This window comes from Lactobacillus sp. HBUAS51381, assembly GCF_012641095.1.
Taxonomy (GTDB): domain Bacteria; phylum Bacillota; class Bacilli; order Lactobacillales; family Lactobacillaceae; genus Levilactobacillus.
Genome location: NZ_JAAVSC010000024.1, coordinates 13,395 through 35,707, shown reverse-complemented (window position 1 = coordinate 35,707; position 22,313 = coordinate 13,395). Strand labels below are relative to the sequence as shown.

General features: G+C 52.5%; 25 protein-coding genes. 14 read left to right on the top strand and 11 right to left on the bottom strand.

Annotation, left to right across the window (positions count from 1 at the left end; all coding sequences use genetic code 11):
* Positions 1-51 precede the first annotated feature (51 nt).
* A complete protein-coding gene (locus HEQ50_RS09015) occupies positions 52-531 on the bottom strand; it encodes a hypothetical protein (protein ID WP_168900191.1) in 480 nt (159 codons plus the stop codon).
* Between the two features lie 276 nt (positions 532-807).
* Here HEQ50_RS09015 and HEQ50_RS09010 point away from each other — a divergent pair, with 276 nt between their 5' ends.
* The 6 genes from HEQ50_RS09010 (at position 808) to HEQ50_RS08985 (ending at position 6,615) form a co-directional block, all read left to right on the top strand.
* The gene (locus HEQ50_RS09010) at positions 808-1,683 is read left to right on the top strand and encodes a ribonuclease H family protein (protein WP_168900190.1); all 876 of its coding nucleotides are present in this window, start codon (positions 808-810) and stop codon (positions 1,681-1,683) included.
* Between the two features lie 117 nt (positions 1,684-1,800).
* Complete coding sequence (locus HEQ50_RS09005) at positions 1,801-2,265, top strand: VOC family protein (RefSeq protein ID WP_168900189.1); 465 nt, start codon at positions 1,801-1,803, stop codon at positions 2,263-2,265.
* Positions 2,266-2,468: 203 nt separating this feature from the next.
* On the top strand, positions 2,469-3,074 hold the full coding sequence (locus HEQ50_RS09000) for a sugar O-acetyltransferase (protein WP_168900188.1): 606 nt from the start codon (positions 2,469-2,471) through the stop codon (positions 3,072-3,074).
* 311 nt (positions 3,075-3,385) lie between these two features.
* A complete protein-coding gene (locus tag HEQ50_RS08995) occupies positions 3,386-4,999 on the top strand; it encodes a BCCT family transporter (RefSeq protein WP_370520142.1) in 1,614 nt (537 codons plus the stop codon).
* A 381-nt stretch (positions 5,000-5,380) separates the two neighbouring features.
* A complete protein-coding gene (locus HEQ50_RS08990) occupies positions 5,381-5,839 on the top strand; it encodes a universal stress protein (RefSeq protein WP_168900187.1) in 459 nt (152 codons plus the stop codon).
* A 98-nt stretch (positions 5,840-5,937) separates the two neighbouring features.
* Positions 5,938-6,615 (top strand): HAD family phosphatase, encoded by a 678-nt coding sequence (locus HEQ50_RS08985; protein ID WP_168900186.1) that lies wholly within the window; start codon positions 5,938-5,940, stop codon positions 6,613-6,615.
* On the opposite strand, the gene HEQ50_RS08980 is transcribed toward HEQ50_RS08985, so the two are convergent.
* Complete coding sequence (locus HEQ50_RS08980; protein ID WP_168900185.1) at positions 6,569-6,961, bottom strand: DUF488 domain-containing protein; 393 nt, start codon at positions 6,959-6,961, stop codon at positions 6,569-6,571. The two genes, HEQ50_RS08985 and HEQ50_RS08980, sit on opposite strands and share 47 nt — an antisense overlap.
* Positions 6,962-7,015: 54 nt before the next feature.
* Here HEQ50_RS08980 and HEQ50_RS08975 point away from each other — a divergent pair, with 54 nt between their 5' ends.
* A complete protein-coding gene (locus HEQ50_RS08975; protein WP_168900184.1) occupies positions 7,016-7,642 on the top strand; it encodes a DNA-3-methyladenine glycosylase in 627 nt (208 codons plus the stop codon).
* 445 nt (positions 7,643-8,087) lie between these two features.
* On the opposite strand, the gene HEQ50_RS08970 is transcribed toward HEQ50_RS08975, so the two are convergent.
* The 4 genes from HEQ50_RS08970 to HEQ50_RS08955 form a co-directional block, all read right to left on the bottom strand.
* Positions 8,088-8,807 carry a demethylmenaquinone methyltransferase gene (locus HEQ50_RS08970; protein ID WP_168900183.1) on the bottom strand — a complete coding sequence of 240 codons (720 nt, stop codon included), beginning with the start codon at positions 8,805-8,807 and terminating at the stop codon, positions 8,088-8,090.
* An 18-nt stretch (positions 8,808-8,825) separates the two neighbouring features.
* Positions 8,826-9,620: a type I methionyl aminopeptidase gene (map, locus tag HEQ50_RS08965; protein ID WP_168900182.1), complete on the bottom strand. Its 795-nt coding sequence runs from the start codon at positions 9,618-9,620 to the stop codon at positions 8,826-8,828.
* A gap of 77 nt (positions 9,621-9,697) precedes the next feature.
* The gene (locus HEQ50_RS08960; RefSeq protein WP_168900181.1) at positions 9,698-9,871 is read right to left on the bottom strand and encodes a hypothetical protein; all 174 of its coding nucleotides are present in this window, start codon (positions 9,869-9,871) and stop codon (positions 9,698-9,700) included.
* Positions 9,872-9,962: 91 nt separating this feature from the next.
* On the bottom strand, positions 9,963-10,139 hold the full coding sequence (locus HEQ50_RS08955; RefSeq protein ID WP_168900180.1) for a hypothetical protein: 177 nt from the start codon (positions 10,137-10,139) through the stop codon (positions 9,963-9,965).
* Between the two features lie 202 nt (positions 10,140-10,341).
* Here HEQ50_RS08955 and HEQ50_RS08950 point away from each other — a divergent pair, with 202 nt between their 5' ends.
* The 5 genes from HEQ50_RS08950 to HEQ50_RS08930 all read left to right on the top strand — a co-directional run bounded on the left by HEQ50_RS08950 (position 10,342) and on the right by HEQ50_RS08930 (position 13,726).
* Positions 10,342-11,757, top strand: coding sequence for an MFS transporter (locus HEQ50_RS08950; protein ID WP_168900179.1), 1,416 nt, complete (start codon positions 10,342-10,344; stop codon positions 11,755-11,757).
* A 141-nt stretch (positions 11,758-11,898) separates the two neighbouring features.
* On the top strand, positions 11,899-12,531 hold the full coding sequence (locus HEQ50_RS08945; protein ID WP_168900178.1) for a hypothetical protein: 633 nt from the start codon (positions 11,899-11,901) through the stop codon (positions 12,529-12,531).
* A 4-nt stretch (positions 12,532-12,535) separates the two neighbouring features.
* Positions 12,536-12,895, top strand: a complete 360-nt coding sequence (locus HEQ50_RS08940) for a hypothetical protein (RefSeq protein ID WP_168900177.1) — start codon at positions 12,536-12,538, stop codon at positions 12,893-12,895.
* 262 nt (positions 12,896-13,157) lie between these two features.
* Entirely contained in the window at positions 13,158-13,448 is a 291-nt protein-coding gene (locus HEQ50_RS08935; protein WP_168900176.1) for a type II toxin-antitoxin system RelB/DinJ family antitoxin, read from the top strand.
* Positions 13,445-13,726 carry a type II toxin-antitoxin system mRNA interferase toxin, RelE/StbE family gene (locus HEQ50_RS08930; RefSeq protein ID WP_168900175.1) on the top strand — a complete coding sequence of 94 codons (282 nt, stop codon included), beginning with the start codon at positions 13,445-13,447 and terminating at the stop codon, positions 13,724-13,726. The genes HEQ50_RS08935 and HEQ50_RS08930 overlap by 4 nt, the downstream gene beginning before the upstream one ends.
* A gap of 158 nt (positions 13,727-13,884) precedes the next feature.
* Here HEQ50_RS08930 and HEQ50_RS08925 read toward each other — a convergent pair whose 3' ends face one another.
* The gene (locus HEQ50_RS08925; protein WP_168900174.1) at positions 13,885-14,706 is read right to left on the bottom strand and encodes an SDR family NAD(P)-dependent oxidoreductase; all 822 of its coding nucleotides are present in this window, start codon (positions 14,704-14,706) and stop codon (positions 13,885-13,887) included.
* A gap of 3 nt (positions 14,707-14,709) precedes the next feature.
* On the bottom strand, positions 14,710-15,579 hold the full coding sequence (locus HEQ50_RS08920; protein WP_168900173.1) for a quinate/shikimate dehydrogenase: 870 nt from the start codon (positions 15,577-15,579) through the stop codon (positions 14,710-14,712).
* A 202-nt stretch (positions 15,580-15,781) separates the two neighbouring features.
* Here HEQ50_RS08920 and HEQ50_RS08915 point away from each other — a divergent pair, with 202 nt between their 5' ends.
* Complete coding sequence (locus HEQ50_RS08915; protein ID WP_168900172.1) at positions 15,782-17,500, top strand: phosphoenolpyruvate carboxykinase (ATP); 1,719 nt, start codon at positions 15,782-15,784, stop codon at positions 17,498-17,500.
* Positions 17,501-18,015: 515 nt separating this feature from the next.
* Here HEQ50_RS08915 and HEQ50_RS08910 read toward each other — a convergent pair.
* Genes HEQ50_RS08910 through HEQ50_RS08900 form a run of 3 tightly spaced genes read right to left on the bottom strand, consistent with a single transcriptional unit; the run spans position 18,016 to position 20,922 of the window.
* Positions 18,016-18,981 carry an electron transfer flavoprotein subunit alpha/FixB family protein gene (locus HEQ50_RS08910; protein WP_168900171.1) on the bottom strand — a complete coding sequence of 322 codons (966 nt, stop codon included), beginning with the start codon at positions 18,979-18,981 and terminating at the stop codon, positions 18,016-18,018.
* 13 nt (positions 18,982-18,994) lie between these two features.
* Positions 18,995-19,789 carry an electron transfer flavoprotein subunit beta/FixA family protein gene (locus HEQ50_RS08905; RefSeq protein ID WP_168900170.1) on the bottom strand — a complete coding sequence of 265 codons (795 nt, stop codon included), beginning with the start codon at positions 19,787-19,789 and terminating at the stop codon, positions 18,995-18,997.
* Between the two features lie 11 nt (positions 19,790-19,800).
* A complete protein-coding gene (locus HEQ50_RS08900; RefSeq protein WP_168900169.1) occupies positions 19,801-20,922 on the bottom strand; it encodes an acyl-CoA dehydrogenase family protein in 1,122 nt (373 codons plus the stop codon).
* 213 nt (positions 20,923-21,135) lie between these two features.
* On the opposite strand from HEQ50_RS08900, the gene HEQ50_RS08895 reads away from it, so the two are divergent.
* Entirely contained in the window at positions 21,136-22,167 is a 1,032-nt protein-coding gene (locus tag HEQ50_RS08895; protein WP_168900168.1) for an aldose epimerase family protein, read from the top strand.
* Positions 22,168-22,313: the final 146 nt, after the last annotated feature.

Sequence of the window (22,313 nt, the reverse complement as noted above, 5' to 3'; positions counted from 1 at the left end):
GGCGACTAAAAAACCCTCGCGAAAGTGACGCACGAGGGTTTCTGACAATCATTATTTCTTTGATTTAACCCGTTTGGCCTTTTTAACGGTCGTAACGGTCGCCGGTTTGGGTACCGCAACGGGCTTTTTCTTTTCTTGATGTTGGGCGCGCAGTTGATCTTTCAACGCCTCAATCTCAGTAACGTGTTCTTCCTTCCAGCTCTGGTACGAACCAGCGGAATCCGTGTCGTTGGGCTTTAAGCCGGTGTTCAGCCAGAAACAGGCCTCGGACAAACTTGAGAAGTTATGAATCCACAGGGTCTGACCGTTATCCGAGTCAAAGGCCACGTAGGAACGAAAATGTTTCTTTAAAAAGGTATGCCGTCGAATCTTGAAAGCCTCACGCTTACGGGTTAACCGATAGTCTGGTAAGATGTATTGGCCGGAGGCGGCCAGCTCTGGAAAACGTTCATCGCGTTGTTCCCGCTGGTCCTTAAGCATTGCGCGGGCTTGGTCGACGGTAATCATGGACGCATGGATTGGATTTTTCATCAAAAACCCCCTTAGAAATTTGAAAAATTAAGTAAAAAATGACAGTCTCCGGCCATTACTCACACTTACTAGGTTAGCATAATCTAAAAGTTATGGAAACAATTTACACTTTAAAATTATTGTTTTTTAAAAATTGGCGTTGGCCGAGCAAAAAAAATCTTTTCGGGCCCACCGGGAAATGGTATCGGCTTCATAAGGATTGTCATAGCGAATTTATTTAGAATGATGAAATCTATGGTAAACTAGCCTAGATTGGATTGAAAGCGAGGAATGAATGTGGCACAGAAATACTACGCGGTTCGTCGGGGTCGTAAGCCGGGAATCTACCGGACGTGGCCAGAAACGCAGGCGCAGGTGAGTGGTTTTTCCGGGGCGCAATACAAGAGCTTTACGACGGCCAGTGCCGCCGAGGACTTCATGCAGAGCGCAGACAAACCGCACCGGGCGACGGGGACAGCCAAGGCTGCGTCCACGTCAGCGCCGCTGAAGGCCGCGGCCATTACCGTCTATACGGATGGTGGATCGCGGAACACTGGCAACGTTGCGGGCGGCCACGTGCGAACTGACGACAAGGCCGCTTGGGCTTACCGGATCGAGTTGGTCGATGATGTGGTGACCGGTTCCGACGGCGAATTTGGGGCCAGCAACAATCGCATGGAAATTATGGCCTTTCGCAATGCCTTGCGGCGACTCGTGGACCTTCACCAGACCCAAGCCAGTATCGTCTTTGTGTTGGACTCACGTTACGTGCTAAACGCTGTGACGCAGGGCTGGTTAGCCGGCTGGAAGCGGCGAGGCTGGAAACGCAGTGCGGGCCCGTTAGCAAACGCCGAACTGTGGCAGGATGTGGATCGACTGTTGCCGCAATTCAGTCGACTGCAGTACCAGTGGACGAAGGGGCACGCGACAAACCAGGGTAACGTATTTGTGGATCATTTGCTTAATGAAACCATGGACCGGATGGGTCAAGAACGTCATCAGGGGCCTAAAAAACCCGTTGCGGACACTAAAAAGGAATCGCCCGCGCCCGCTTCACCGACACAGAAGCCGCAATCGGCTGTGTCACAAGCACCGTTGGCCCATACCACGGCCGAACAATCGGTCGCAGATATTGCCAAGGGACTTCGTGACCTACCGTTTCGTGATCATTAAGGGTATAATACCAACTAGAGATCACATGCGGATAATCTCATTGGGGGGACTAGTACCGGTCCACCAGTGACCAGACAAAACGTTCCAAAAAATCAAGTAGTGAATGGGGTACCGACGATGCAAGCAAAGTTAATTCCGTATTTGGAATTTGAAAACGCCAAAGAGGCCATTACGTACTATCAAAGCGTCTTTGGGGCAACCAACGCCTATCGGATCAGTCCGACAGCGGAGGAAGTCGAACAGTTTGGGTTAGCACCCACCGTTAATTTAGAGGAAATGACCATGCAGGGTGGCTTTAAGATCTTGGGGTTAGACATTCAGTGTGCCGACGCCTTAATGGGCCAACCCACGTCTTCTACGTTAATCTCGCTGATGATTGATGTTGATGCGGATGATTCAGCCAGTGTTAAGGCGTTAACGGGCCTTTATCAGCGGCTCCTCAAGTCCGACGTTAAGGTGATCAGTCCGTTTGGCGAACAGAGCGCTGGCGGTAAGATGGGCCAAGTCGTTGATGCTTACGGCATTACCTGGATTTTGCGGGAACAAACGGTATCGGGTGACTCGGCAGCGGAAACGATGTAAGTGCCCGCTACGGTGCCGTGACAGAATAGATGAATTATCGGGAGTATCGGGTGTTAAAACCGATGCGCCTTTTTTGGTAAGCGTCTGGGCCACATCGCCCAGACGTTTTGGTGTCTCCGAACCCAAATTACTGAAACGTAGGGCAAAGAGTAGCGCATTTCTGATAAGTGGTATCATAGGACGCAAGAGGAGTGATTGATGTAATGGCAACAGAACGGGAAAAAATGACGGCGGGCCAGCCCTATGAACAATTCGATTCGGAGCTGATTGCACGCCGGGTGGCGGTCAGAAAGCAACTGCGCGCGGTCAACCAATTAGATGACAACGATCAACGGAACACGGGTTACCGCAAGCTGATGGCGGACAGCGGGGATGATTTCTTCGTTGAAGCCGGTTTGGAATACGACTACGGCTGGAACATCCACATTGGGGACCATTTCTACGGCAACTACAACATGACCTTGCTGGATACGTGTCCCATTACGATCGGCGAGCACTGCTACTTCGGGCCTAACGTGGGCCTGTACACGCCGGTTCATCCCCTGAACGCCATGGCGCGGGTCCACGATGTCGAGATGGGTGCGCCCATTACGATTGGCGACAACGCTTGGTTTGGCGGCAACGTGACGGTTCTACCGGGCGTCACGTTGGGAAACAATGTCGTGGTCGGTGCGGGCGCCGTGGTCACCAAATCCTTCGGTGATAACGTGGTTTTAGTCGGCAATCCGGCCCACGCCATCAAGGAAATTGACAACGGTCCTACTGGTAATGCGGCGGCGAAAGCCCAGTGGCCAGAAAAGTTTGACTAAGACAAAGGGTTAAGCTATCACCTAAATTCTAATCAAATTCTTAGAATTCAATGATGATTGGTGATGTAAACGCTTTAATTCCCGCAGAAAAATCTTATCCTTATTCAAGATTTTACTAATCCTAGTGTCCGCGTATAATAGACTTTGGATATTGATTCAAAGAGATTTGCGTAGGCAATTTGTATTTAACCGTGATGGCGCTGTACAGGTGGCTCGTGTGACGACCCGTGTATAGCGCTTTTTTCGTACAATCTCTTCGAAACATGACCGCTGGAAGCTTGCTTCCAGGAAACAAATGAGGAGGATTATTTATTTTAGCGCGTAAAAATATTGATAAGTTAGTATTCGTACCAACCATCGTTTTATTTATTCTCGCGTCATTGCTATTTATCTTAGGTGGTAATCAATTACAAGCCACTCTGAGTTCATTATTGAACTGGATTGATACTCGCATGTCATGGGCCTATTTGATGGTGTACGTGATCAACTTCTTATTTTTTATGTATTTGGCATTTGGTAAATTTGGTAAGGTTAAATTAGGCGATCCCGATGACAAGCCCCACTACAGTAACTTTCAGTGGGGATCGATGGTCTTCGCCACGGCGATTGATGCCAGCATCTTAATGCTGTCCATCGTTGACCCACTGCGGTATCTCCAACACCCCGCGTTTGGGTTCAAGCCATTCTCCAGCAACGCTTACGGCGCTGCGCACATGTTGGGTCAGTTCAACTGGGGCCCGATGGCGTGGATGATGTTTGCACCGGCAACGATTGCGATTGCTTACGTGTTGTACGTTAAGCATGCCAAGGTGCAACGGGTCAGTGCCGCTATCACCAGCTTACAAGGTGACAGCAAGGGTAAAGTCATTGCCCGTCACGTGGTCGATTTCCTGGTGGTCTTTGGGATCATGGGGGGAATTGGCTCATCCGTAGGGATGGAAATTCCGATCATCTCGAAGGTGTTAAGCCGGCTTACCGGGGTTCAAGACAACCTCATGCTTAAGATTGAACTCTTTATCATTCTGTTTATTTTATTTGCCGTTACGGTTTTCCACGGATTAAACGGGGGAATCAACCGGTTGAGTTCCGCCCACATTTGGACGGCGCTGGGTCTGCTTGCCATTATTTTAATTATTGGCCCAACGATTTATATTTTAAATTCTGAAACGAATAGTATTGGGTTAATGGCCCAGAAGTTTATTTCGATGTCGACCAACACCTTACCGAACGGTGGGGACAGCACTGCTCAGCAGGAAACCATTTTCTACTGGGGCTGGTGGTTGTCTTACATGCCCGTCATGGGACTGTTCATCGCCCGGATTTCCAAGGGCCGGACGATTCGTCAGGTCTTAGTCGGCATGTTGACGTACGGGGCCTTAGGGTGCATGAGTTTCTACGCCATCTTTGGTGGCTACTCACTGTGGCTCCAACGGACCGGGGCCGTTAACTTGGTCCACATCTTAAATACGCAGGGGCAAGCGGCCGTGGTTGCCACGGTCATTGCGACGTTGCCATTTAAGATGATTATCTTGGCTCTGTACTGTATCTCTTGCTTTATCTTCCTGGCCACGACGATTTCGTCGTCCGCCTTCATCGTGTCATCTTTCACCAGTCTACACTTGGATGATGGTCAGGAACCTAGTCGGTGGAACCGGATGATCTGGGTTGTGGTCTTCATCATCTTCTCCTTCGGGATCGTGATGGTCGGGGGCTTCAAGACCGTTCAAACGGTTTCCACGATTGCTGGCTTCCCGTTGATGTTTGTCTGCTTACTGTTGCTGCATTCTATTTGGCACTTATTGGCAGCCAAGCCGAAACCAGCACCCGTGGTTGTTCCGCAACCCGTTGTGGTTCGTCGAATTACGGTTGAATTGCCGCGTGCGGTTCGTGGGCCAATGATTCTGTCGCCGGACCACGCGAGATAGCGCAGGGACCTGCCCGAGAGAACACGTTTCGGCGACCGTTAATCTCGTTAGAAAGACTTAGCGAGAAATCAGCGTCACCGATTACTCAAGAATAAATCACAAAGAGTCTGGGACAAAGTGCCCAGACTCTTTGTGTCTTCGAACTTAAATTGCCGAAACGTGGGCCAAAGGGCAGCTGGTTCTGCTTAAAACAGATAACCAAACAATCCAAGCCCGGGATTATTCGGTTATCTGTCTTAATGCTCACCAGCTAACCGCCCTTTGGCCCACTCTCTTTTCGTGGAACACCTAGTTGGCCCGATTACTTAAGCCCAGCAAGTACTTTCTGGCTCAGGTATGATACAATAGGGCCGAATCATCAATCACTGCAGGAGGGGTTTTATGGCAGACGAAAGTAACAATCCACTATTTTTCCGGCGAATTTTAATCACCATCGATGAGGATGACCGGCCCTCAACCAGTCGGGCGTTTCGATTCGCGATGACGATGGCTCGGGATTATCGCGCCCATCTGGGCATTGCTTCCGTACTGGAAAGTGATGATATCAGCATTTATGAGTCGCTGATGCCGGACAAGCTCAACGAGAAACGCGACCATCTCAAGGCAATCGTCAAGAGTTATGCCGATCAGGCCACTGCGTTTGGTGTGGAAGATGTCCGTCCGATTGTCGCTGAAGGCGGTGACGTCGATGACGTGGTGCTGGAGAAGATTATTCCAGAATTCCAACCGGATCTGGTCGTTTGTGGGGCGGACGTTGACTTTGCCAGCCACGGTCATCCGGGCGCCATCGGGTTACGGCTTGCCAAGAAGTCCGATGTTTCGGTTATCGTTATTCGTTAAATTAACAATGGTTCACCGCATAGTTTAAAGCGGTGAACCATTTTATTTTGGTGTATAATGGGGTTAGAATTGAAACGCTTTCACAAGGGGGAGATCACATGCAAGCACGACAGCTTCGCGGCTTCTTATTTGACCTTCATGGGGTGTTGGCTGATTCTTGGCAATACCATTTGGCTTCTTGGCAAACGGTTGCGCAAGAACTCCACATTCCGTGGACCGACCAATTAGCCGCGACATTACCCGGAATGAGCCGGGCCGATTCATTACTGACGATTCTGGCGTCTGTGGGCCGTCAGAGCGACTTTAGTCCCGCCCAGCGCCAAACGATCACGGATCACGAGAACGCGCTGTATCGGCAATATGTGGCCGCTCTGACGCCAGCCAACCGGTTGCCTGGAATCACGGCCTTCTTAGACAAGCTAGTTGCGGCAGGGTATCCAATGGCGCTGGCCTCGGCCTCAGCCAATGCGCCCGCCGAAATCACACGTCTCGGATTGGACCGGTACTTTCCTCACATTGTGGCGGCCAAGGACTTAAAGGCCAGTAAACCGGCACCGGACGTCTATCTTGCTGCGGCCGCGTTAATTCAGCGCAACCCGACCGATTGCATCGCCTTTGAGGATACGGTGACCGGGGTGCAGTCCGCCAAGGCCGCGGGGTGCTTGACCATCGGGATCAACACCCAAGACTTACCGCAGGCGGATGCCATGTTTCGGAGTACCCGTGAGCTTAGTCTGTCAGCCGTGCAGCGGGCACTCGATCCGCTAAGCGTTTAAGCAAAAAAGCCTTTAAAATGACGGCTTGGTTGTGTTCCTCGTCCTTGGCGCCGTATAATAAAATCACGTCTTGGTCGGTGAGGTGTTCGGCGACCAGGTCTAAAAAAGCGGGTAACGCTGCGTTTGCTTCAAGTTCGGCCACGTAGCGTTTTTTGAATTCTGGGAACTTTTCGGGCTCATGATTGAACCATTTTCGCAGTTCGGTGGTGGGGCCCATTTCCTTTTCCCAGGACGCGAGTTGCGCGTTCACCTTAGAAATTCCTCGCGGCCACAGTCGGTCGACGAGCACGCGATACCCGTCAAGGTCGGCGGGCTTGGTGTAGATTCGTTCGCATTTAATTGCCATAAGGTATCATCTCCATGGCCCCATTTTAACATAGTCAAATTGGAGGATAAAACGATGTCAGATGCTTTAGCTGAATTTTTTACAGGGCGGCCCACGCCCCAGATTGCGCGGGATTTATTGGGTCACGAATTGGTCTATCGAACCCCAGCCGGGACCATGAGTGGGTGGATCGTCGAGGCCGAAGCGTATCTGGGTGAGCAGGATACGGCGGCCCACGCCTTCAACGGCCGGTACACGGCGGCTAACGCGGCGTTGTACGATGCGCCGGGGACGATTTACATTTACATCTTGCGGGGTTACTACATGTTTGATGTGGCCACCCAAGCAGCCGGGACCCCGCAAGGAATCCTGATTCGGGGGATTGAACCTCACGAGGGTCTGGACCTCATGCAACAGAATCGCGACAAGCCGGTACCGGACGTCACCAACGGTCCGGGAAAATTAATGGCGGCGCTGGGCATTCAATCTAAGGACTTGAACCGGACAATGCTGGGGGCGCAGAACCTGACGATTACTCCGGAAATGACGCGCCAACCGAAGCAGGTGGTCGCCACGTCGCGGGTGGGCGTGTCGGCCGGTAGCTGGCAGGATCGGCCACTGCGGTTCACAGTGGCGGGCAATCCCTTCGTCTCCGGTAGCCGCAAGCGCGACTGGGACCGCGAACACCACGGCTGGATATAGTTTTATGTGGATTCCTGCCGCCTTGCCGTTCACCAAATTTGGTCTGGATCGCGGTGGGCAGGATCGGGAAAAGCCAAAGCCCGGTCTTTTCCCTCGCTTTGAGCCGTCAGCCCGCGTCTCAAAGACGCCAGTTTCCAAGCAGAACACTTGAAAAATCCCACGGCTGAGACCAAATTTTGCTCACTCACGGCTACATGAGATGTATCCAATTAAACTGGAAGAACGTTGCTATTCCAGCGATATCAATGCACGGTTAGTCGATTTTAACTACCGTAACCGGAGGCAGGCAGAGATGTAGGCAGCCGCAGGTGGTCGTTGATGATTAATTTTATGGTGATAAACCTTATCAGCTGGAGACTGTTCGTGAACTTTCAACCTTTAGTAAAATAAAATCCGCCGTACCAACGATGACTCATCGCTGATACGGCGGATTCTTTTGTTTAGATTAATAGGGTTTGTACCCGAAGTGCACGGCCGCCGCCCCTAGATTGAAGAGGTGGTAGTGCACCCGCGTCAGGCCCGCTGCCGTAAACATCTCGGCCAGTTGTTCCGCCGAAACGAAGCGGTGGGTCGACTGTTGAAGGTAGTTGTAAGCCTGATAGTGGTGAGCCACCAGCCTGCCCATTAACGGGACCACGTGGCCAAAGTAAACTTGCCAGCCAGCGTGAATAACGGGATTGGTGGGTTGTGAGGTTTCCAGACAAACCACCTGACCTCCAGGTTTGACCACTCGAGCCATTTCTCGTAGGACTTGATTAGCATCGGGAACGTTGCGCAGGCCAAAACCGATCGTCACCACGTTGAAACTATTGTCAGGATAGGGTAGCCGCATGGCGTCGCCCTCACGGAGCGTGATGCGGTCGGCCAGATTTGCGGCGCGTACCTTACACCGTGCCTCACGAATCATCACGGGGCTAAAATCCAAGCCAACCACCCGTCCGGCGGGGCCAACCGCCTGAGCCAACGCTAACGTCCAGTCGCCGGTCCCACAGCACAGGTCCAGCGCAAAATTGCCGGGGCGAACCGCCATTGCCGTCATGACCCGTTGCCGCCAGATGTGGTGTGTGCCCAGGCTGATGACGCTATTCATTTGATCGTATTGCGGGGCAATCTGGTCAAAGAGGTGTTGCACCGTGTGTTCCGGGGTCTGGTTGGTCAGTGCCATGCGGGAAGCCTCCTAAGATTAAAGCCGGTACTTTTCGTCGATCGGGTCATCTTGGGACGTTAAGATCTTAGGACCATCGTCCGTAATGACCAAGGTGTGTTCGTATTGGGCAGATAGTGAGCCATCAGCCGTCACGTAGTATTCCCATGATTTGTCAGCCGTTTCCCGAGAGGCAATCTCCCAGGTGCCGAGGTTAATCATGGGTTCGATGGTGATGGTCATGCCGGCGCGCAAACGCAGGCCCTTACCCGCTTCGCCGTAATTTGGCACGTTGGGTTGTTCGTGCATCGTTGGTTGAATGCCGTGGCCGATTAATTCACGGACATCGCCCATGTGTTCCTGGCCTTCGGTGTAGGCTTGAATGGCGTGGCCGATGTCACCGATCCGGTTGCCCACGACGGCCTGGTCGATCCCCAAGTACAGGGATTTCTTGGTGACGTCCATCAGGTGTTGGGCTTCCGGACTAATCTTGCCGACTGCATAGGTCCAGCAAGAGTCGCTTTCGAAACCGTCCAAGTTCACGGTCATATCGACCGCCACGATGTCACCTTCCTTGAGCAGGAGATCCTTACGCGGGATGGCGTGGGCGACTTCATCGTTCACGCTGACACAGGTGGCATACTTGTAGCCTTCAAAGCCCTTTTCGGACGGAGTGGCGCCGTGTTCGGCGATGTACTTGTTGGCAAACCGTTCGATTTCCCAACTCGAAATCCCTGGCTTAATGATGTCACGCAGGCCCTTGTGGACACCCGCTAAAACGGCCCCTGATTCGGCCATTTTCTTAATTTCACGATCTGATTTAATGGTTATCAATGTGTTGCCTCCTCAAAATTTCGTACACTACTAATCTACACCTAATTGCGCGTTTAGGCGAACTCGCGACTCGATCATCACCGGTCGGCGTGGCGCTTGAAGAAATGATGCTTCACGTAAGCGGCAGCCAGCAGGGCGAACACCACGAGTAGGGTGGTGCGAAAGTCGGTGATGAAGTTGATGATTAGAAAGACCAACAAGCCAATGATCACGATGAAGATGAGGCTATCGATGATGGCTTTCACGTTCATTTAGTGTCCTCCCTTAGCGTATTTAGACGGCACAAATGAGCCCGGGACGAAACACCCAGACCCTTTGTTCCACGCTCGCATGAAGCCGTGTCTATTCGGCCTTCAGCCGATCAATGTTTCCCTTGTCAATCTGTTCCAAGATGCGTTTCGCCTCAGTAATGCGAGCGTCGCAAAGAAAATTCATTGCGTTATCCTTTTCCTTCTTGGCGCGATTCATTTGTTCCGTCAAGAAGTTAATCTCGTCGTGTAAATATGCTACTAAATCCATAGTTTACCCTCATTCCTTGCGTAATCCGCTTGACCGATAACGATCGGTCTTAATTAGCTTCATTGTACCAAAGATTAGGGGATAAGTAACTTGATTGTATAGCTGATCATTGCGGGACGCCTGAGTTTACAGCAAACGAGAAAAGGACTAGGATAAAGGTCAGTTAATAATGCTTCTAAAGTGGACATGAGGGAGGAATTACATGGCACAACCAATTGATTTACAGGGGCGGCCATACAATCATCTGGCGTTTATCTGGACGTTACTGGCGGGGACCTTTACGATGTCTATCAGTCAATCGTCACTGTCGACGGCGTATCCCACGTTGATGCGCTACTTCGGGGTCCCAGCCTCGACGGTCCAGTGGCTGACCACTGGCTTTATGCTGGTGATGGTCGTGATGATGCCGGTGAGTCCATGGCTCTTAAATAATATTCGTTTTCCCGTTTTGTTTGTTAGCGTTCTGGCCTTATTCGATATCGGGACCTTTATTATTTATTTAGCCCCAAGCTTTGGCCTGATGATGTTAGGTCGGGTGATGGAAGCGATGGCAGTGGGGATTATGTTCCCATCCTATCAAACGGTCATGTTGCGGATTACCCCAGAAGGCCAACGGGGCGGTGTTATGGGAATGGCGGGCCTCGTCATGGGGTCTGCTTTGGCCGTGGGTCCCATTATCTCGGGGATCGTCTTACGGTATACGACTTGGCAAGGGCTGTTCGTGGTCTTCATGGTCATCATTACCATCGTCTTCTTAATCGCGTTGAAGACGATTAAGGATGTCATGCCCCAACACGACTCACGCCTGGATTACTGGTCCGTTATCAGTAGTGTCGGCTTCATCGGGATTCTTTACGTGGTCAATCAGATTGGAAAGGCCAACGTCAACTGGGGCCTGATGACCGGGTTACTGGTGGTCAGTGTGCTAGCCGTGGCGTTCTTCGTTTGGCGACAATTTCAAATGGATACGCCGTTGCTGGATCTGCGAGTCCTCAAGACCTTTAACTTCGATCTCGCAGTTCTACTGACGGGAACCTCGTATATTGCGTTAATCGTCGTGACGATTATTTTCCCACTGTACTACCAAGAGGTGCTGGGCCTCTCGCCGTTTGCGTCCGGAATGGCCTTGGTTCCCGGTGCGGTTATCTTGAGTCTGCTCAATCCACTGACCGGGAAACTGGCCGATCGGATTGGCTTCAAGGGCACAATGCTGACGGGGATGTCGATGATTGTCCTGGGCTGGTTATGGCTGGCGGTCGTTTCCAGTCGTCAATCCTTAGTGGCCATGATTCTGATTGCGGCCCTGATTGAGGGGGGCAACGCCTTCGTCATGATGCCAGCGGTCACGTTGGGGGCCAACTCGTTACCTGACCAATTAATCTCACATGGGACGGCCGTGATTACGACCGTACGGCAGATCCTGGGGTCAACCGGGGTCGCCGTGGCCACGTTGATTCTGGCCATGGTTACGGCCAGCCACGTCAAAGTTGTCAGTCATGCCGCCGCAACGCTATCAGGATACCACGCGGTCTTCGTCACCTTCTTGGTGGTCGCCGTGGTCGGTTGGATCTTTGCGGCAATGCTACGGGATGGTCGCAAGACGAAAGCAGCCGCTTAAATGCTTTAAATGCTAATTTAGAAGTCCACTCGTGACATGACGAGTGGGCTTTTTCCTTAAAGAATTCCTAACATTGTAGTGAATAAATGGTTCAGACGGCTTTTGAGTTTACAATGGGGGTAACGAATAGGGGGAGGATGTATGTTTGTTCATAGTTTGGGGGCCAAGGTACCGCTGATTATCTTTTTAGTTGCCCTGGGGAGCTTCATGATGGTTCTAGGGCGGCCGATTGGGGGCAACGACCAGTCGACCGGTTGGGGACTTTATCGCTTGGACTTCTTGCGGACGAGTCTCAGCTTACTGGCCTGTTGGGGGATTGTCTTATTGGTCGTGGCGGGACTGGGTGTCCTAGCGGGTCACAATCAGCAGATCGTCACAGTTTGGCATCAGTTTCTGCCTAAACGCACCACGGTTAGCTTGTTGGGTCTAACCGCGTTGTTGGTGGCCTTAGGTGGGTTCAATACCTACATGCAGACCAATCGGCCATTTCGATTGGCGCAGGCGGCACTGGCAAAGGTGGTGGCGGATCAAGATGAGCCAACCATTCAACGCTTGAGCACGACGCCAGCGGTCGCAGCGGCGGTGCGTCAAGCGCGCTACGCTAAGATTGCCTATGCATTGGGGAATACGGACCATGAAAAATTGTATCTGGCGACCCTGCAAGGTAAACGTGAAACGGATGTGGTGGTTATCTTAAGTGCGACACCGCGAGATCCGCTTAAATTGTGGAACACGTATCGACTGAAGACCGTGGCATCCGCGGATGAGGAATAAGCCAATGACGACTAGATTGCGGCAATTCAAGAAGCGATTCGTCGCGCACTGGTACCGGATTGGTCCATTTAGAAAGGGCCTTGAGTTGCTGATTGTGGGTTTACTCCTCCTGTCGACGGTGCCCAGTAATGCGGTGCGGGCGGCCATCTTGTTAGACGGTCATCCGCAGTTGGCTCGTCGAGTAACCGTCACGAAGGCCCCGGCATCGGATACGCGTTACGTCTTGGGGCGCTTCCATATTGGACGAATTTACGAAATTGATCGCTCCTACTTGGATTCGAGTGCGAGTTTTGAAGTCGTTGATTTTCACGTGACGCGAATCTTGATTTTTAATGTGGCCTATCCGACCCCAGAGCCGGGGTGAGATGGTACACGAAGGCTATGCGAGGGTAAAAAGGTGAAAATAATGAAGGCAAAGAATTCACGAGTGCTCGGCGAATTTACGGTTCGAAGAAATGGAGATTCGTTCGTCCCCGGAGTAAGCCCAGAGTGACTCACGCAACTAGGTTCTTGTATATTAGGTTGAGTAAGGCAGCGCAACGCTTAGTGAGCAAAGTAATTTTGCTGGATAAGTGGACCAATCGATGATAAAATAGCACCAATCTGACAACAATGGGAGTGATTTGATGATAAATCCGTCACAAAAAGAACGACTGACGATCCGAATTGATGCTAAACGTAAACAGGAAGCTGCTGAAGTTGCGGAATCGCTGGGAACGGATCTGTCTAACGTTATTAACATGTTCTTGGCGCAAATGATCAAAGAACAAGCTTTGCCCTTCACTCCCGGTCGATCTAAATCGAAGAGTGAATTAGACGAAGCTTTGGAGGATGTTGAAGCTGGACGTGTCAGTAAATTTTCTAGTCCTGATGCACTTTTCAGGCATCTGCATGATTTAGAGAAAACAGCCAATTGATTAAATACTCACGGACCACAGCGCGGTTTGATCGTTCACTAAAAAAGTTGAGTAAAAAGCATTATGATTTAGCACGCCTAGATACGGCAATTAAAACAATTTTAGCTGAAGACCATGAAACACTCATCCGCCAATTCGATTGGCATATGTTAACCGGCAATCTTGTCGGTATCAACGAAATTCATGTCGACAAAAATTGGTTGCTTTTGTATCAAATCATCAATGATGATGAGCTCACTTTGCTTTTACTTAATACCGGAGGCCACAATATCTTGTAGTCGTAGGTGGTCGTTGATGACTAATTTAAGGGCGCCAAGCCTTATCAACACTCGCGCTTACGAGGCCTCAATTTTTAACTAGCAAACAAAAGCTATACCGAATCGGTCAAAATATGGCTGATTTGGTATAGCCTTTTTAGAGACAAATTAAAGTGTAACTAATGCGTTTCCGCAAAGCCGCGGCGACCACCAGGCTTAGGAATCTGATTTTGCATCATGACGCTGAAGCCACCGTCAATCGCGAGGCCGGTGGCGTTAATGTAGCTGGACCGGTCGCTGGCCAGGAATAAGATGGCATTGGCGATATCATCGGTCGTGCCGATGCGCTTGCTGGCAGTCAGTTCTTTGCGGCCATTCTCAACCTGTGGATCGGCATAGAAGGCTGCGGACATCGGCGTTTTGACCAGGCAAGGTTCGAGGACGTTACTTCGGATACCGAACATGCCCCATTCGGCCGCGACCTGCTTGGACAGCATGTTCACGCCGGCCTTGCTGGTGCTGTACGCGCCACTATAGGTTTCGGGGATGTCACTGGCGACCGTAGAGATGTGGACGAAGGTGCCATGACGTTGTTGAATCATCAGTTTGCCGAATTCGTGCGTGATTAAATAGTAGCCGTTCAGATTCACATCCAGCACCTGTTTCCAGGTGGCGTAGTCGAGATCCTCTAACGGGTCGAACTTGAGAATACCGGCCGTGTTAATGACCACGTCAACCCGGCCAAACTTGGCCTGAACCTGGGCAACGGCGGCCTTAACGCTGTCCGCATCCGTTACGTTGCAGGCCACCGCTAATGTTTCAGTGTGGTGTGCCGTGGCTAACTTGGTCGCAAAGGTCGTCACGGCATCTTTTTTCATGTCCAGCGCGACCACCTTCGCGTTTTGATCCGCCAAGGCTTCGCAAATCTTGGTACCCATGCCACCGATGGCACCGGTGACCACACAAACCTTATCGTCTAAACCCAACCAATTTTCTGACATCAGCTAATCCTCCTTAAAGATTTCATGACGAACGGCGGCGACCGGCATGTCGTGCCCGGTCCAGAGCTTAAAGGCCGCAACGCCTTGGTTCAACAACATCCCTTGCCCGTTGAATACGTGGGCCACACCCGCTTGTTTTGCCACGCGCATCAGCTTGGTCTCGGCCGGCGCGTAGACGGTGTCAAAGACGGTCATGTCGCGGTGGAACCAGGTGGGGTCATCGACCAAGGCTTGATCGATGAGCTTACCCATGCCTAGTCCCGTCGCATCCGTGTAGATGTTGCTGGTGGCGATGGCTTGTTGAAAATGAATGCGATCTTCGAGCGGCGTGAATGTTGCGTGACAGTCAGTCTGGTCGTTGATGACCTTGACCACCCGTTTGGCGTTGTCCACCGAGGCGTCGTTGAGATTGAAGACGTTGAGATTGGTAAGACCGTTGAGCGCGGATTGAATGGCGATCGGTGTCCCGGCACCGCCCACGCCAGCCAGCGTCATAGTTTGTCCGGCTAGCGGCACGTTGGCATCCTTTAAGGCGTTGACAAAGCCAATTCCGTCGGTGGTGTAGCCGGTGAGGACGCCATCGTGGTTCACGACCGTGTTGACGGCACCAATCATTTGAGCGGCGTCATCGAGATGATCGAGTAGGGGAATGACTTTTTGTTTAAAGGGCATCGACACGCTGACGCCGGGCATCTTGAAGGCCCGAACGGCGGCAATCGCCTGGGCGAGATTCTTGGGGTCCACGTCTAATGCCAAGAAGCGATCGTTCATCTTCTCATGCGCAAAGGCAAAGTTGTACATCGCCGGTGACTGCGAATGGCCCGCCGGATGGGCGATGAGCGCGATTAATTGGGTATGACCATCAATTTTCATGTCAGAAACTTCCTTTCATGGAGGACGGCTGCGTCGACGTAAGTGGGAAACCGCCCTGATTATAAATATTTTGATAGCGCTTTACCCCTTTATGGTAAGTCACAAAAATCACGATTGCCATTAATTAAAGTGTAAAGTCGCTTCCTTCTGGCCGGCTTTTAGGCTAAAATTACCGGTAAGACATTATGAAAGGGGCTTCACCATGCAGACACCAGCAGCAATTGATTTGGCTTCATTTTACGCCAATCCCGACCGGAACGTCGCGGTCTTGGACTACAACACGCGCTTCATTACCAGTATCTTTGATCTGGTAAACAGTGACGAACTCGCCGATTTTGTTCGGTTATTTTTAGATGAACAACGGGATCACACGCCGGACGTAGCTGACGCAGCGACCACCTTTAATTTGGTTACACCACAGGTTTATTTGGCCACCATCAAGGCGATCCTGACCAATCAACCGGATGCCTTTGCCACGTATCAAAAGTCAGAAATCTTGGCCAGCATTGAAGACCTCTACTCCTACTACCGGACGTATCTACGGGTCGCTACGATGACCATTAAACGTAATGACGTGGTCGCCAGTGAATTCATGACCATCGACCAACGATTCAACGATTTGGTCATTCGTCTATACCGGACGATTGAAGAGAAGCTTCAGGGCCACGCCAACCACGTGTACCGGCAAGTGAGCGCCGGGTCTAGCGCCTGCGTGCTCTTACAGAAACTAAAATGGCCGATGCCCACCGGCTATGAGAAGCTCCAAGACATTCGCTTCATCGATCGGATCATGTTGCGGCCACCAATGATGCTCCACACCAAGAGTAACAAGCGGAAGGGGACCTTTACGGCGACCCAAGTGAACCCGTTAACCAACTTCACGGGTACGTCGGACGATTTCTTCTGTTACCCGGCCATGATTGGTGAAAGTCTGGCCTATATCTACTTCCACCGCGATTATCTGGCTTCCGGGCTGGCCCTGGCCAACTTATTCCAGCTCGCTGATGCGCAACAGGTCGCCGATCACAAACCCGACTTGGTCCTGCTATTTGGGACGCCGGGCGTGGCGACGGATACCGATCCAGAGAATGGCCATTACTTCTACGACCAGGCCAATGACATTTACGTTGGCCAGATTCCGTACAACGATCAGACCACATACTTTGGCTACATGAAGAAGATGTGCCTGACCTTGCACAACCTGCACATGATCGCGCAGAAACGCCTGCCGATTCACGGGTCGATGATGAAGATTACCTTCGCCAACGGGCAGACCAAGACGGTGGTCTTCTTCGGCGATTCCGGGGCCGGCAAGTCCGAATCCATCGAGGCCTTACAACAGGTCGCCGATGATCAGATTGTCAGTATGGAAACGATCTTTGACGATATGGGGAGCTTCACGTTGGCTGGTCAAGAGCTGTACGCACAGGGAACCGAAACCGGCGCCTTCGTGCGGCTCGATGACCTGAGCAGTGAGGTGGCCTTCAACAACATGGACCGGGGGATCTACATGAATCCCGAACAGAAGAATGCGCGGGTTATCATTCCGGCCAACACCTGGCCACGCGTCGTCGCCCACCACCACATCGACATGTGGGTCTACGCCAATAACTACGATGATGCCGTGGGCGTTCACCGCTTCACGGATCAGGAGACAGCCAAGAAGACGTTCATCGCTGGCAAACGTAAGGCGCTGGGTACCACGGATGAAGTGGGGATGAGTACGACCTTCTTCGCCAACCCGTTTGGCCCGGTTCAGGAACAGGCCGCCACGCAGCCGATCATCGATGCCGTTTTCGACCGGCTGTTCACGGACGGCGTCTACGTAGGTGAAATTTACACCCACCTGGGCAACGACAAATCACAGGCCAAGCTCAACGAATCGGCGAAGGAATTGTTGGCCGAGTTATTGAAGCTCTAGGTCCAATGAATTTACCGTTACACTTACTACTAATGTAAAAAGTTAGAGATTTGTTGCAGCCTTTTTTGAAATGTTGTGGTCAGTTGTTGGCGACTTGGGGGTGGGCTGGCCGCCTTATCGTTCGCGCCATTGCGGAGAATGGTTCAAATAGCGTAATGCAAGAATCGACCGACACAAAGTAAAATGCCGGCACATCAACGTTTTGATAGCGTTGATGTGCCGGCATTTTTTGTTCAGTCAACTTAAGATGGTCGAAAGTGGCCTGTGGTTGTGCAGTTGGTTAACGACGTTGTGGTGCTGTTCTCGTAGCCGTGAGTGAGCCAAATCTGGGCTCAGCCGGGGCATTCATAACTGATGGGTTACCAGTTATGAATGGGCGTCTTGGAAACGCCGGTTTGTGGCGGTTTCAAGCGAGGGACGAGACCGTCTTTCAGGCTCGTCCCGGTCCTTCCCCAGCGTTCCAGCCCAGACTTTGGCGAACGGCAAGGCGGCCAGTTAACCACAATCTTAAAAGGTCAGACGAATTGGTCCAGCAGAGCGGACATGAAGGCGGAAGCATCGCCCACGTAACCGTAATCCGCCACATCAAAGATTGGCGCATCCTTATCGGCGTTCACCGCGACAATGGTCTGGGAACCCTGCATCCCGACCAGGTATTGGACGGCCCCGCTAATCCCAAAGTTGAGGATTAATTCGGGGTGGATCGTATTCCCACTTTGTCCAATTTGGTCGTCGTGCGTAAAGCGTTCCTGATCGGTCAATGGCCGGGAGACTCCGATGCGGCCGCCGAGCTTTTCGGCGAGTTTAGTGGCCGTGTCGATGGTGGCGGCACCGGCAGCCCCCCGACCTAAGGCGACGACGCGGGTGGCATCACCGACCGTAGTAGCGGTGTTGACCACCGGTGTTGCCGCCTTGACCTGGAGCCGGGCGACGGGATGAAAGATGATCGTTTCTGTCGTGACAGTGGCCTCGCCAGGCGTGGTTTCGGCGACGAAGGTGTTGGGCCGGACCGTGGCCATTTGTGGCCGGTGGTCGGGGCAAATGATTTCACACATGATGTTGTCCCCGTAAGACGGCTTGGTGGCGACTAGGGTCTCGTCGTCGAAACGCAGGTCCAGACAGTCGGCGGTCAGGCCGGTTTGGAGCTTGGCCTGTAGCCGTGGGGCGATAGACCGCCCGGTGATGGTGGCCCCGAAGAGAATCGAGTTTGGTTGGTATTTGTGGACTAATTGTTCCAGGGCGTCGGCGTGTTCGGCGTCGGTCGCCGTAGGGAAGCGATCGTCACGGACGATCCGAATCTCGTCGGGGCCGTACGCGGTTAATTCGTCTTCCAAGTGGTCGTTGTTGGCTTCAAATAAGATGACCACGGTGTGAAAGGCATCCCCAGCCAAATGCTTGGCCTTAGTAATCAATTGTTGCGTCGTGGGTTCAATGTGGTCTAAGCGGCGTTCCGCGATGACCCACAGTTCTGGTTTTGACATAGCAGATTCCTCCTTAGATTAATTGACGACTCTTTAGGGCGGTGATAAGTTGACTGGCGGCCTCGCTTGGCGTCCCCGTCAGTGGTGTCAGTTCACGTTTGACCGGCTTGGGCGCGTAGACCTTGGTGACGATGGTCGGTGAGCCGGCCTGACCCAGCCGGGAATCGTCTAGGTCGAGGTCATCGTGGTGCCAAACGGTCAGCGGCTTATCGAAGCTCAACTGGATATTGCGCGGTGTCGGGTAGCGCGGCGTGTTCAGCTCGCTACGAACGCTGACCACGGCTGGCAGTTGGGCGACCAACGTTTGCTTGGTGTCCTCCAGCAGGCGTTCGGCGGTGACTTCGTTCTTGCCGCTCAGACGCAGGCTAGCCGCGTAAGTAATCTGGGGTTGGTGGAGAAATTCGGCGACGATCGGGCCCACTTGACCAGTATCGGCGTCGACGGCTTGTCGGCCAAATAAAATCAGGTCGGCATCGCCAATCTTTTTCAGCGCTTGGGCGATGACGTAGCCGGTGGCCAGGGTATCGGCACCCGCGAAGGCCCGGTCGGACAGGAGATAGCCCGCATCGGCGCCCATCGCCATGCCTTCACGCAGGGATTCCGCGTAGTCGTCGGGGCCCATGGTGAGCAGGGCCACTTGGACGTCTTCACTGGCCGTGTCCTTGAGGTGCAGGGCCAGTTCAATGGCGTTTTTATCAAATGGATTCATAACCCCAGCCAAGCCACGCCGATCCAGGTTGTGGGTCACTGGGTCGATGGTGACGTCGTTGGTTTCGGGAACTTGCTTAATACATACGACAATTTTCATGGGGAGACCTCCTATTTGTTAAATTCGGCGGTGGCAATGGCGGACCGCATCTTTTCGACGGTTCCTTCGGCGATTTCCATTGCCCGCGCATCACGGATCAGGTGTTCAACCGGATATTCGCGACTGTAGCCGTAACCAGCCAAGATCTGTAAGGTGTCGTCACCGGCACTGACGGCGGCCCTAGAGCCGTGAGCCTTAGCCATGGCGGCTTCTTCGCTGTAGGGTTGGCCGGCCGCTTTCAATTTAGCGGCGTTTTGGTACAACAGGCGCGTGGTTTCCTTGCGCATAGCGATGTCGGCAACCTTACGATGGGTGACTTGCAGGTCGGTCAACGGCGTGTTGCCGGCTTTCCGTTCCTTGGCATAGTCGGTGGCAATCTTTAAATCGTGTTCCATGATGCCGGTAAGCACGGCGCCCATCAGAATGCGGGCGTCGTCGTGGGCGGAATCACCGATCAGGCCGCCATCGCCCAATTTACCCAGCAGGTGGTCGTCGTCAACCATGATGTGGTCCATGACGATTTCACCCACGGGCGTGCCGCGCAGACCGATGAAGTCTTCGCGTTTCCCAAATGAGAAGCCGGGCATATCTTGGTCGACCACAAAGACGGAGAGTTCTTTGGGGGCGGTCTTCACCAGGACACAGTAGACTTGGGCCAAGCCACCGTTGGTAATCATAATCTTGTCGCCATTGATGACCCAGTGGTCGCCTTCACGGGTAGCCGTGGAGCTGATACCCATAGGATTGGACCCGCCGGAGGCTTCGGTCATGGAGAAGGCGAAGATCCGGTCATTGGCGGATGGCAAGAGTTTCTTCTGCAGGGCCGGGGTCCCGAATTTTAGAAGTTGATCGATGGTTTTAAAGTGGCCCTCGAGGGTGACCGCCGTGCTGGCATTTCCCCTAGCAATGTGGTTCAACGCTTTGGCCGTGACCTCGGGGCCGAAGCCGGCGCCACCGAATTCTTGTGGGAGCATGATGCCGAGGAAGCCGGTATCCGTTAACTTTTGCATGAAACCAGCCGGGAAGTCACCCGCTGCATCCATGGGCATGTCTTGGGGACTAATCTCGCGTTCGGTATAGTCGTCGACCATTTGGAGCAGTAGCTTCTCAGCGGCAGCAGTTGTAGATGGCATAAATAGTTCCTCCTTATACGAACAATTTAATTGTGTAAAAGTGCACGATTCGAAGTAAGTATAGCGAATAATCAAACGATAAGTCCAGCAAAAGTATTACTATTTTTAGAAATGAACGGTTGCGGCTAGGTACGATTCCGGTCATAAAAAAATTGGTACTGACCAGCTGATTATTATACAATGAAAACGGATTCTAAATTGGAGGAATGACTCATGAACGTTAAGCAAACTGTTGTAGGAACCATTGAAAGTCAGCCGGTCACTCAGTACCTGTTAACCAATCAACAAGGGACCCGTGTGTCCGTTTTGTCCTGGGGGGCAACGTTACAAGAATTTAGTGTTGTTGAGGGTACCCGTCGGCAACAACTCGTGGTGGGAGAATCCGATTTCACCGCTTACGATCACAATGGTTGGGCGCTGTGCCAAGCCTTGGGCCGGGTTGCCGGTCGAATTGGCGGGGCCCAATTTGAATTGGATGGGCAAACGGTTCATTTGGAAGCCGGCGATGACGGCAACGCCATCCACGGTGGCCCGCACGGTTTTAAATGTGTCAACTGGGCTGGGACGACGCACACGACCGACGACACGGCTAGCGTGGCGCTGACCTATATCGCGACGCCAGAAGCCGATCGCTATCCTGGGACGTTGGCAACCACCATCACCTATACGTTAACGGCGGCTGACCGCTTGGAGATTAGCTTTACCGGGAAGAGCGATGCCGACACGCTGTTTAACCCGACGATTCACACGTACTTCAATGTGACCGATGATCAACATAGCCTGGATCAACAGTGGCTGTTACTGAGTGGGGACAAGCGTCTCGAACTCGATGACACCAAGGTGCCGACGGGGAAGAAGCTGCCAACGGCGGGCACCGGCTACGATTTCAGTCAGCCCCGGACGATTGCGGATGGGCTAGCCGAACTCAAGCAAACGGGTGCGGTCGAATACGATGACGCCTTTGAGGTCGTTCCCAGCGCCACCACACCGATTGCGGCGATTGGGGATACCACGGGACACCGCCGCGTTGCCCTTTACTCCGATCGGAGTGGTCTGGTGGTCTTCACGGCCAATCCAACGGACGCTAAACGGGCAAAGGTCCGCGATTACAATGCCCTAGCCTTAGAGGCTCAGGCATTACCGGATGCCATTCACCACGATGACTTTGGGGACATCGTGTTGCCGGCCAACCAGACCGTGACCCACACGATTGCCTACCAGTATTTAGCCGGTGGGAAGGACTAAATTGAGCGAATGATTTGCTTAAACTGTGACCGGGTCATGTAAAAGTTGGGGTGTTGCTGGTATAGTAGTGGTATTGGCATCAGGTTGGTGACCGTTCACCTCAGGGGAGAGCAACGGATGATCAGGATTGGCGGTACGTCAGTCGG

What these genes read in the sequence shown, in the direction of transcription:
- HEQ50_RS08970 (WP_168900183.1), bottom strand. Translation starts at nt 8,807, where the DNA reads ATGGCACTGACCAACCAGACCCCGGAACACACGGTGCAACACCTCTTT.
- HEQ50_RS08975 (WP_168900184.1), top strand. Translation starts at nt 7,016, where the DNA reads ATGTCAGATGCTTTAGCTGAATTTTTTACAGGGCGGCCCACGCCCCAG.
- HEQ50_RS08915 (WP_168900172.1), top strand. Translation starts at nt 15,782, where the DNA reads ATGCAGACACCAGCAGCAATTGATTTGGCTTCATTTTACGCCAATCCC.
- HEQ50_RS08980 (WP_168900185.1), bottom strand. Translation starts at nt 6,961, where the DNA reads ATGGCAATTAAATGCGAACGAATCTACACCAAGCCCGCCGACCTTGAC.
- HEQ50_RS08900 (WP_168900169.1), bottom strand. Translation starts at nt 20,922, where the DNA reads ATGCCATCTACAACTGCTGCCGCTGAGAAGCTACTGCTCCAAATGGTC.
- HEQ50_RS08955 (WP_168900180.1), bottom strand. Translation starts at nt 10,139, where the DNA reads ATGGATTTAGTAGCATATTTACACGACGAGATTAACTTCTTGACGGAA.
- HEQ50_RS08910 (WP_168900171.1), bottom strand. Translation starts at nt 18,981, where the DNA reads ATGTCAAAACCAGAACTGTGGGTCATCGCGGAACGCCGCTTAGACCAC.
- HEQ50_RS08895 (WP_168900168.1), top strand. Translation starts at nt 21,136, where the DNA reads ATGAACGTTAAGCAAACTGTTGTAGGAACCATTGAAAGTCAGCCGGTC.
- HEQ50_RS08905 (WP_168900170.1), bottom strand. Translation starts at nt 19,789, where the DNA reads ATGAAAATTGTCGTATGTATTAAGCAAGTTCCCGAAACCAACGACGTC.
- HEQ50_RS08985 (WP_168900186.1), top strand. Translation starts at nt 5,938, where the DNA reads ATGCAAGCACGACAGCTTCGCGGCTTCTTATTTGACCTTCATGGGGTG.
- HEQ50_RS08960 (WP_168900181.1), bottom strand. Translation starts at nt 9,871, where the DNA reads ATGAACGTGAAAGCCATCATCGATAGCCTCATCTTCATCGTGATCATT.
- HEQ50_RS08935 (WP_168900176.1), top strand. Translation starts at nt 13,158, where the DNA reads ATGATAAATCCGTCACAAAAAGAACGACTGACGATCCGAATTGATGCT.
- HEQ50_RS08950 (WP_168900179.1), top strand. Translation starts at nt 10,342, where the DNA reads ATGGCACAACCAATTGATTTACAGGGGCGGCCATACAATCATCTGGCG.
- HEQ50_RS08990 (WP_168900187.1), top strand. Translation starts at nt 5,381, where the DNA reads ATGGCAGACGAAAGTAACAATCCACTATTTTTCCGGCGAATTTTAATC.
- HEQ50_RS09000 (WP_168900188.1), top strand. Translation starts at nt 2,469, where the DNA reads ATGGCAACAGAACGGGAAAAAATGACGGCGGGCCAGCCCTATGAACAA.
- HEQ50_RS08940 (WP_168900177.1), top strand. Translation starts at nt 12,536, where the DNA reads ATGACGACTAGATTGCGGCAATTCAAGAAGCGATTCGTCGCGCACTGG.
- HEQ50_RS08925 (WP_168900174.1), bottom strand. Translation starts at nt 14,706, where the DNA reads ATGTCAGAAAATTGGTTGGGTTTAGACGATAAGGTTTGTGTGGTCACC.
- HEQ50_RS08920 (WP_168900173.1), bottom strand. Translation starts at nt 15,579, where the DNA reads ATGAAAATTGATGGTCATACCCAATTAATCGCGCTCATCGCCCATCCG.
- HEQ50_RS08945 (WP_168900178.1), top strand. Translation starts at nt 11,899, where the DNA reads ATGTTTGTTCATAGTTTGGGGGCCAAGGTACCGCTGATTATCTTTTTA.
- HEQ50_RS09005 (WP_168900189.1), top strand. Translation starts at nt 1,801, where the DNA reads ATGCAAGCAAAGTTAATTCCGTATTTGGAATTTGAAAACGCCAAAGAG.
- HEQ50_RS09015 (WP_168900191.1), bottom strand. Translation starts at nt 531, where the DNA reads ATGAAAAATCCAATCCATGCGTCCATGATTACCGTCGACCAAGCCCGC.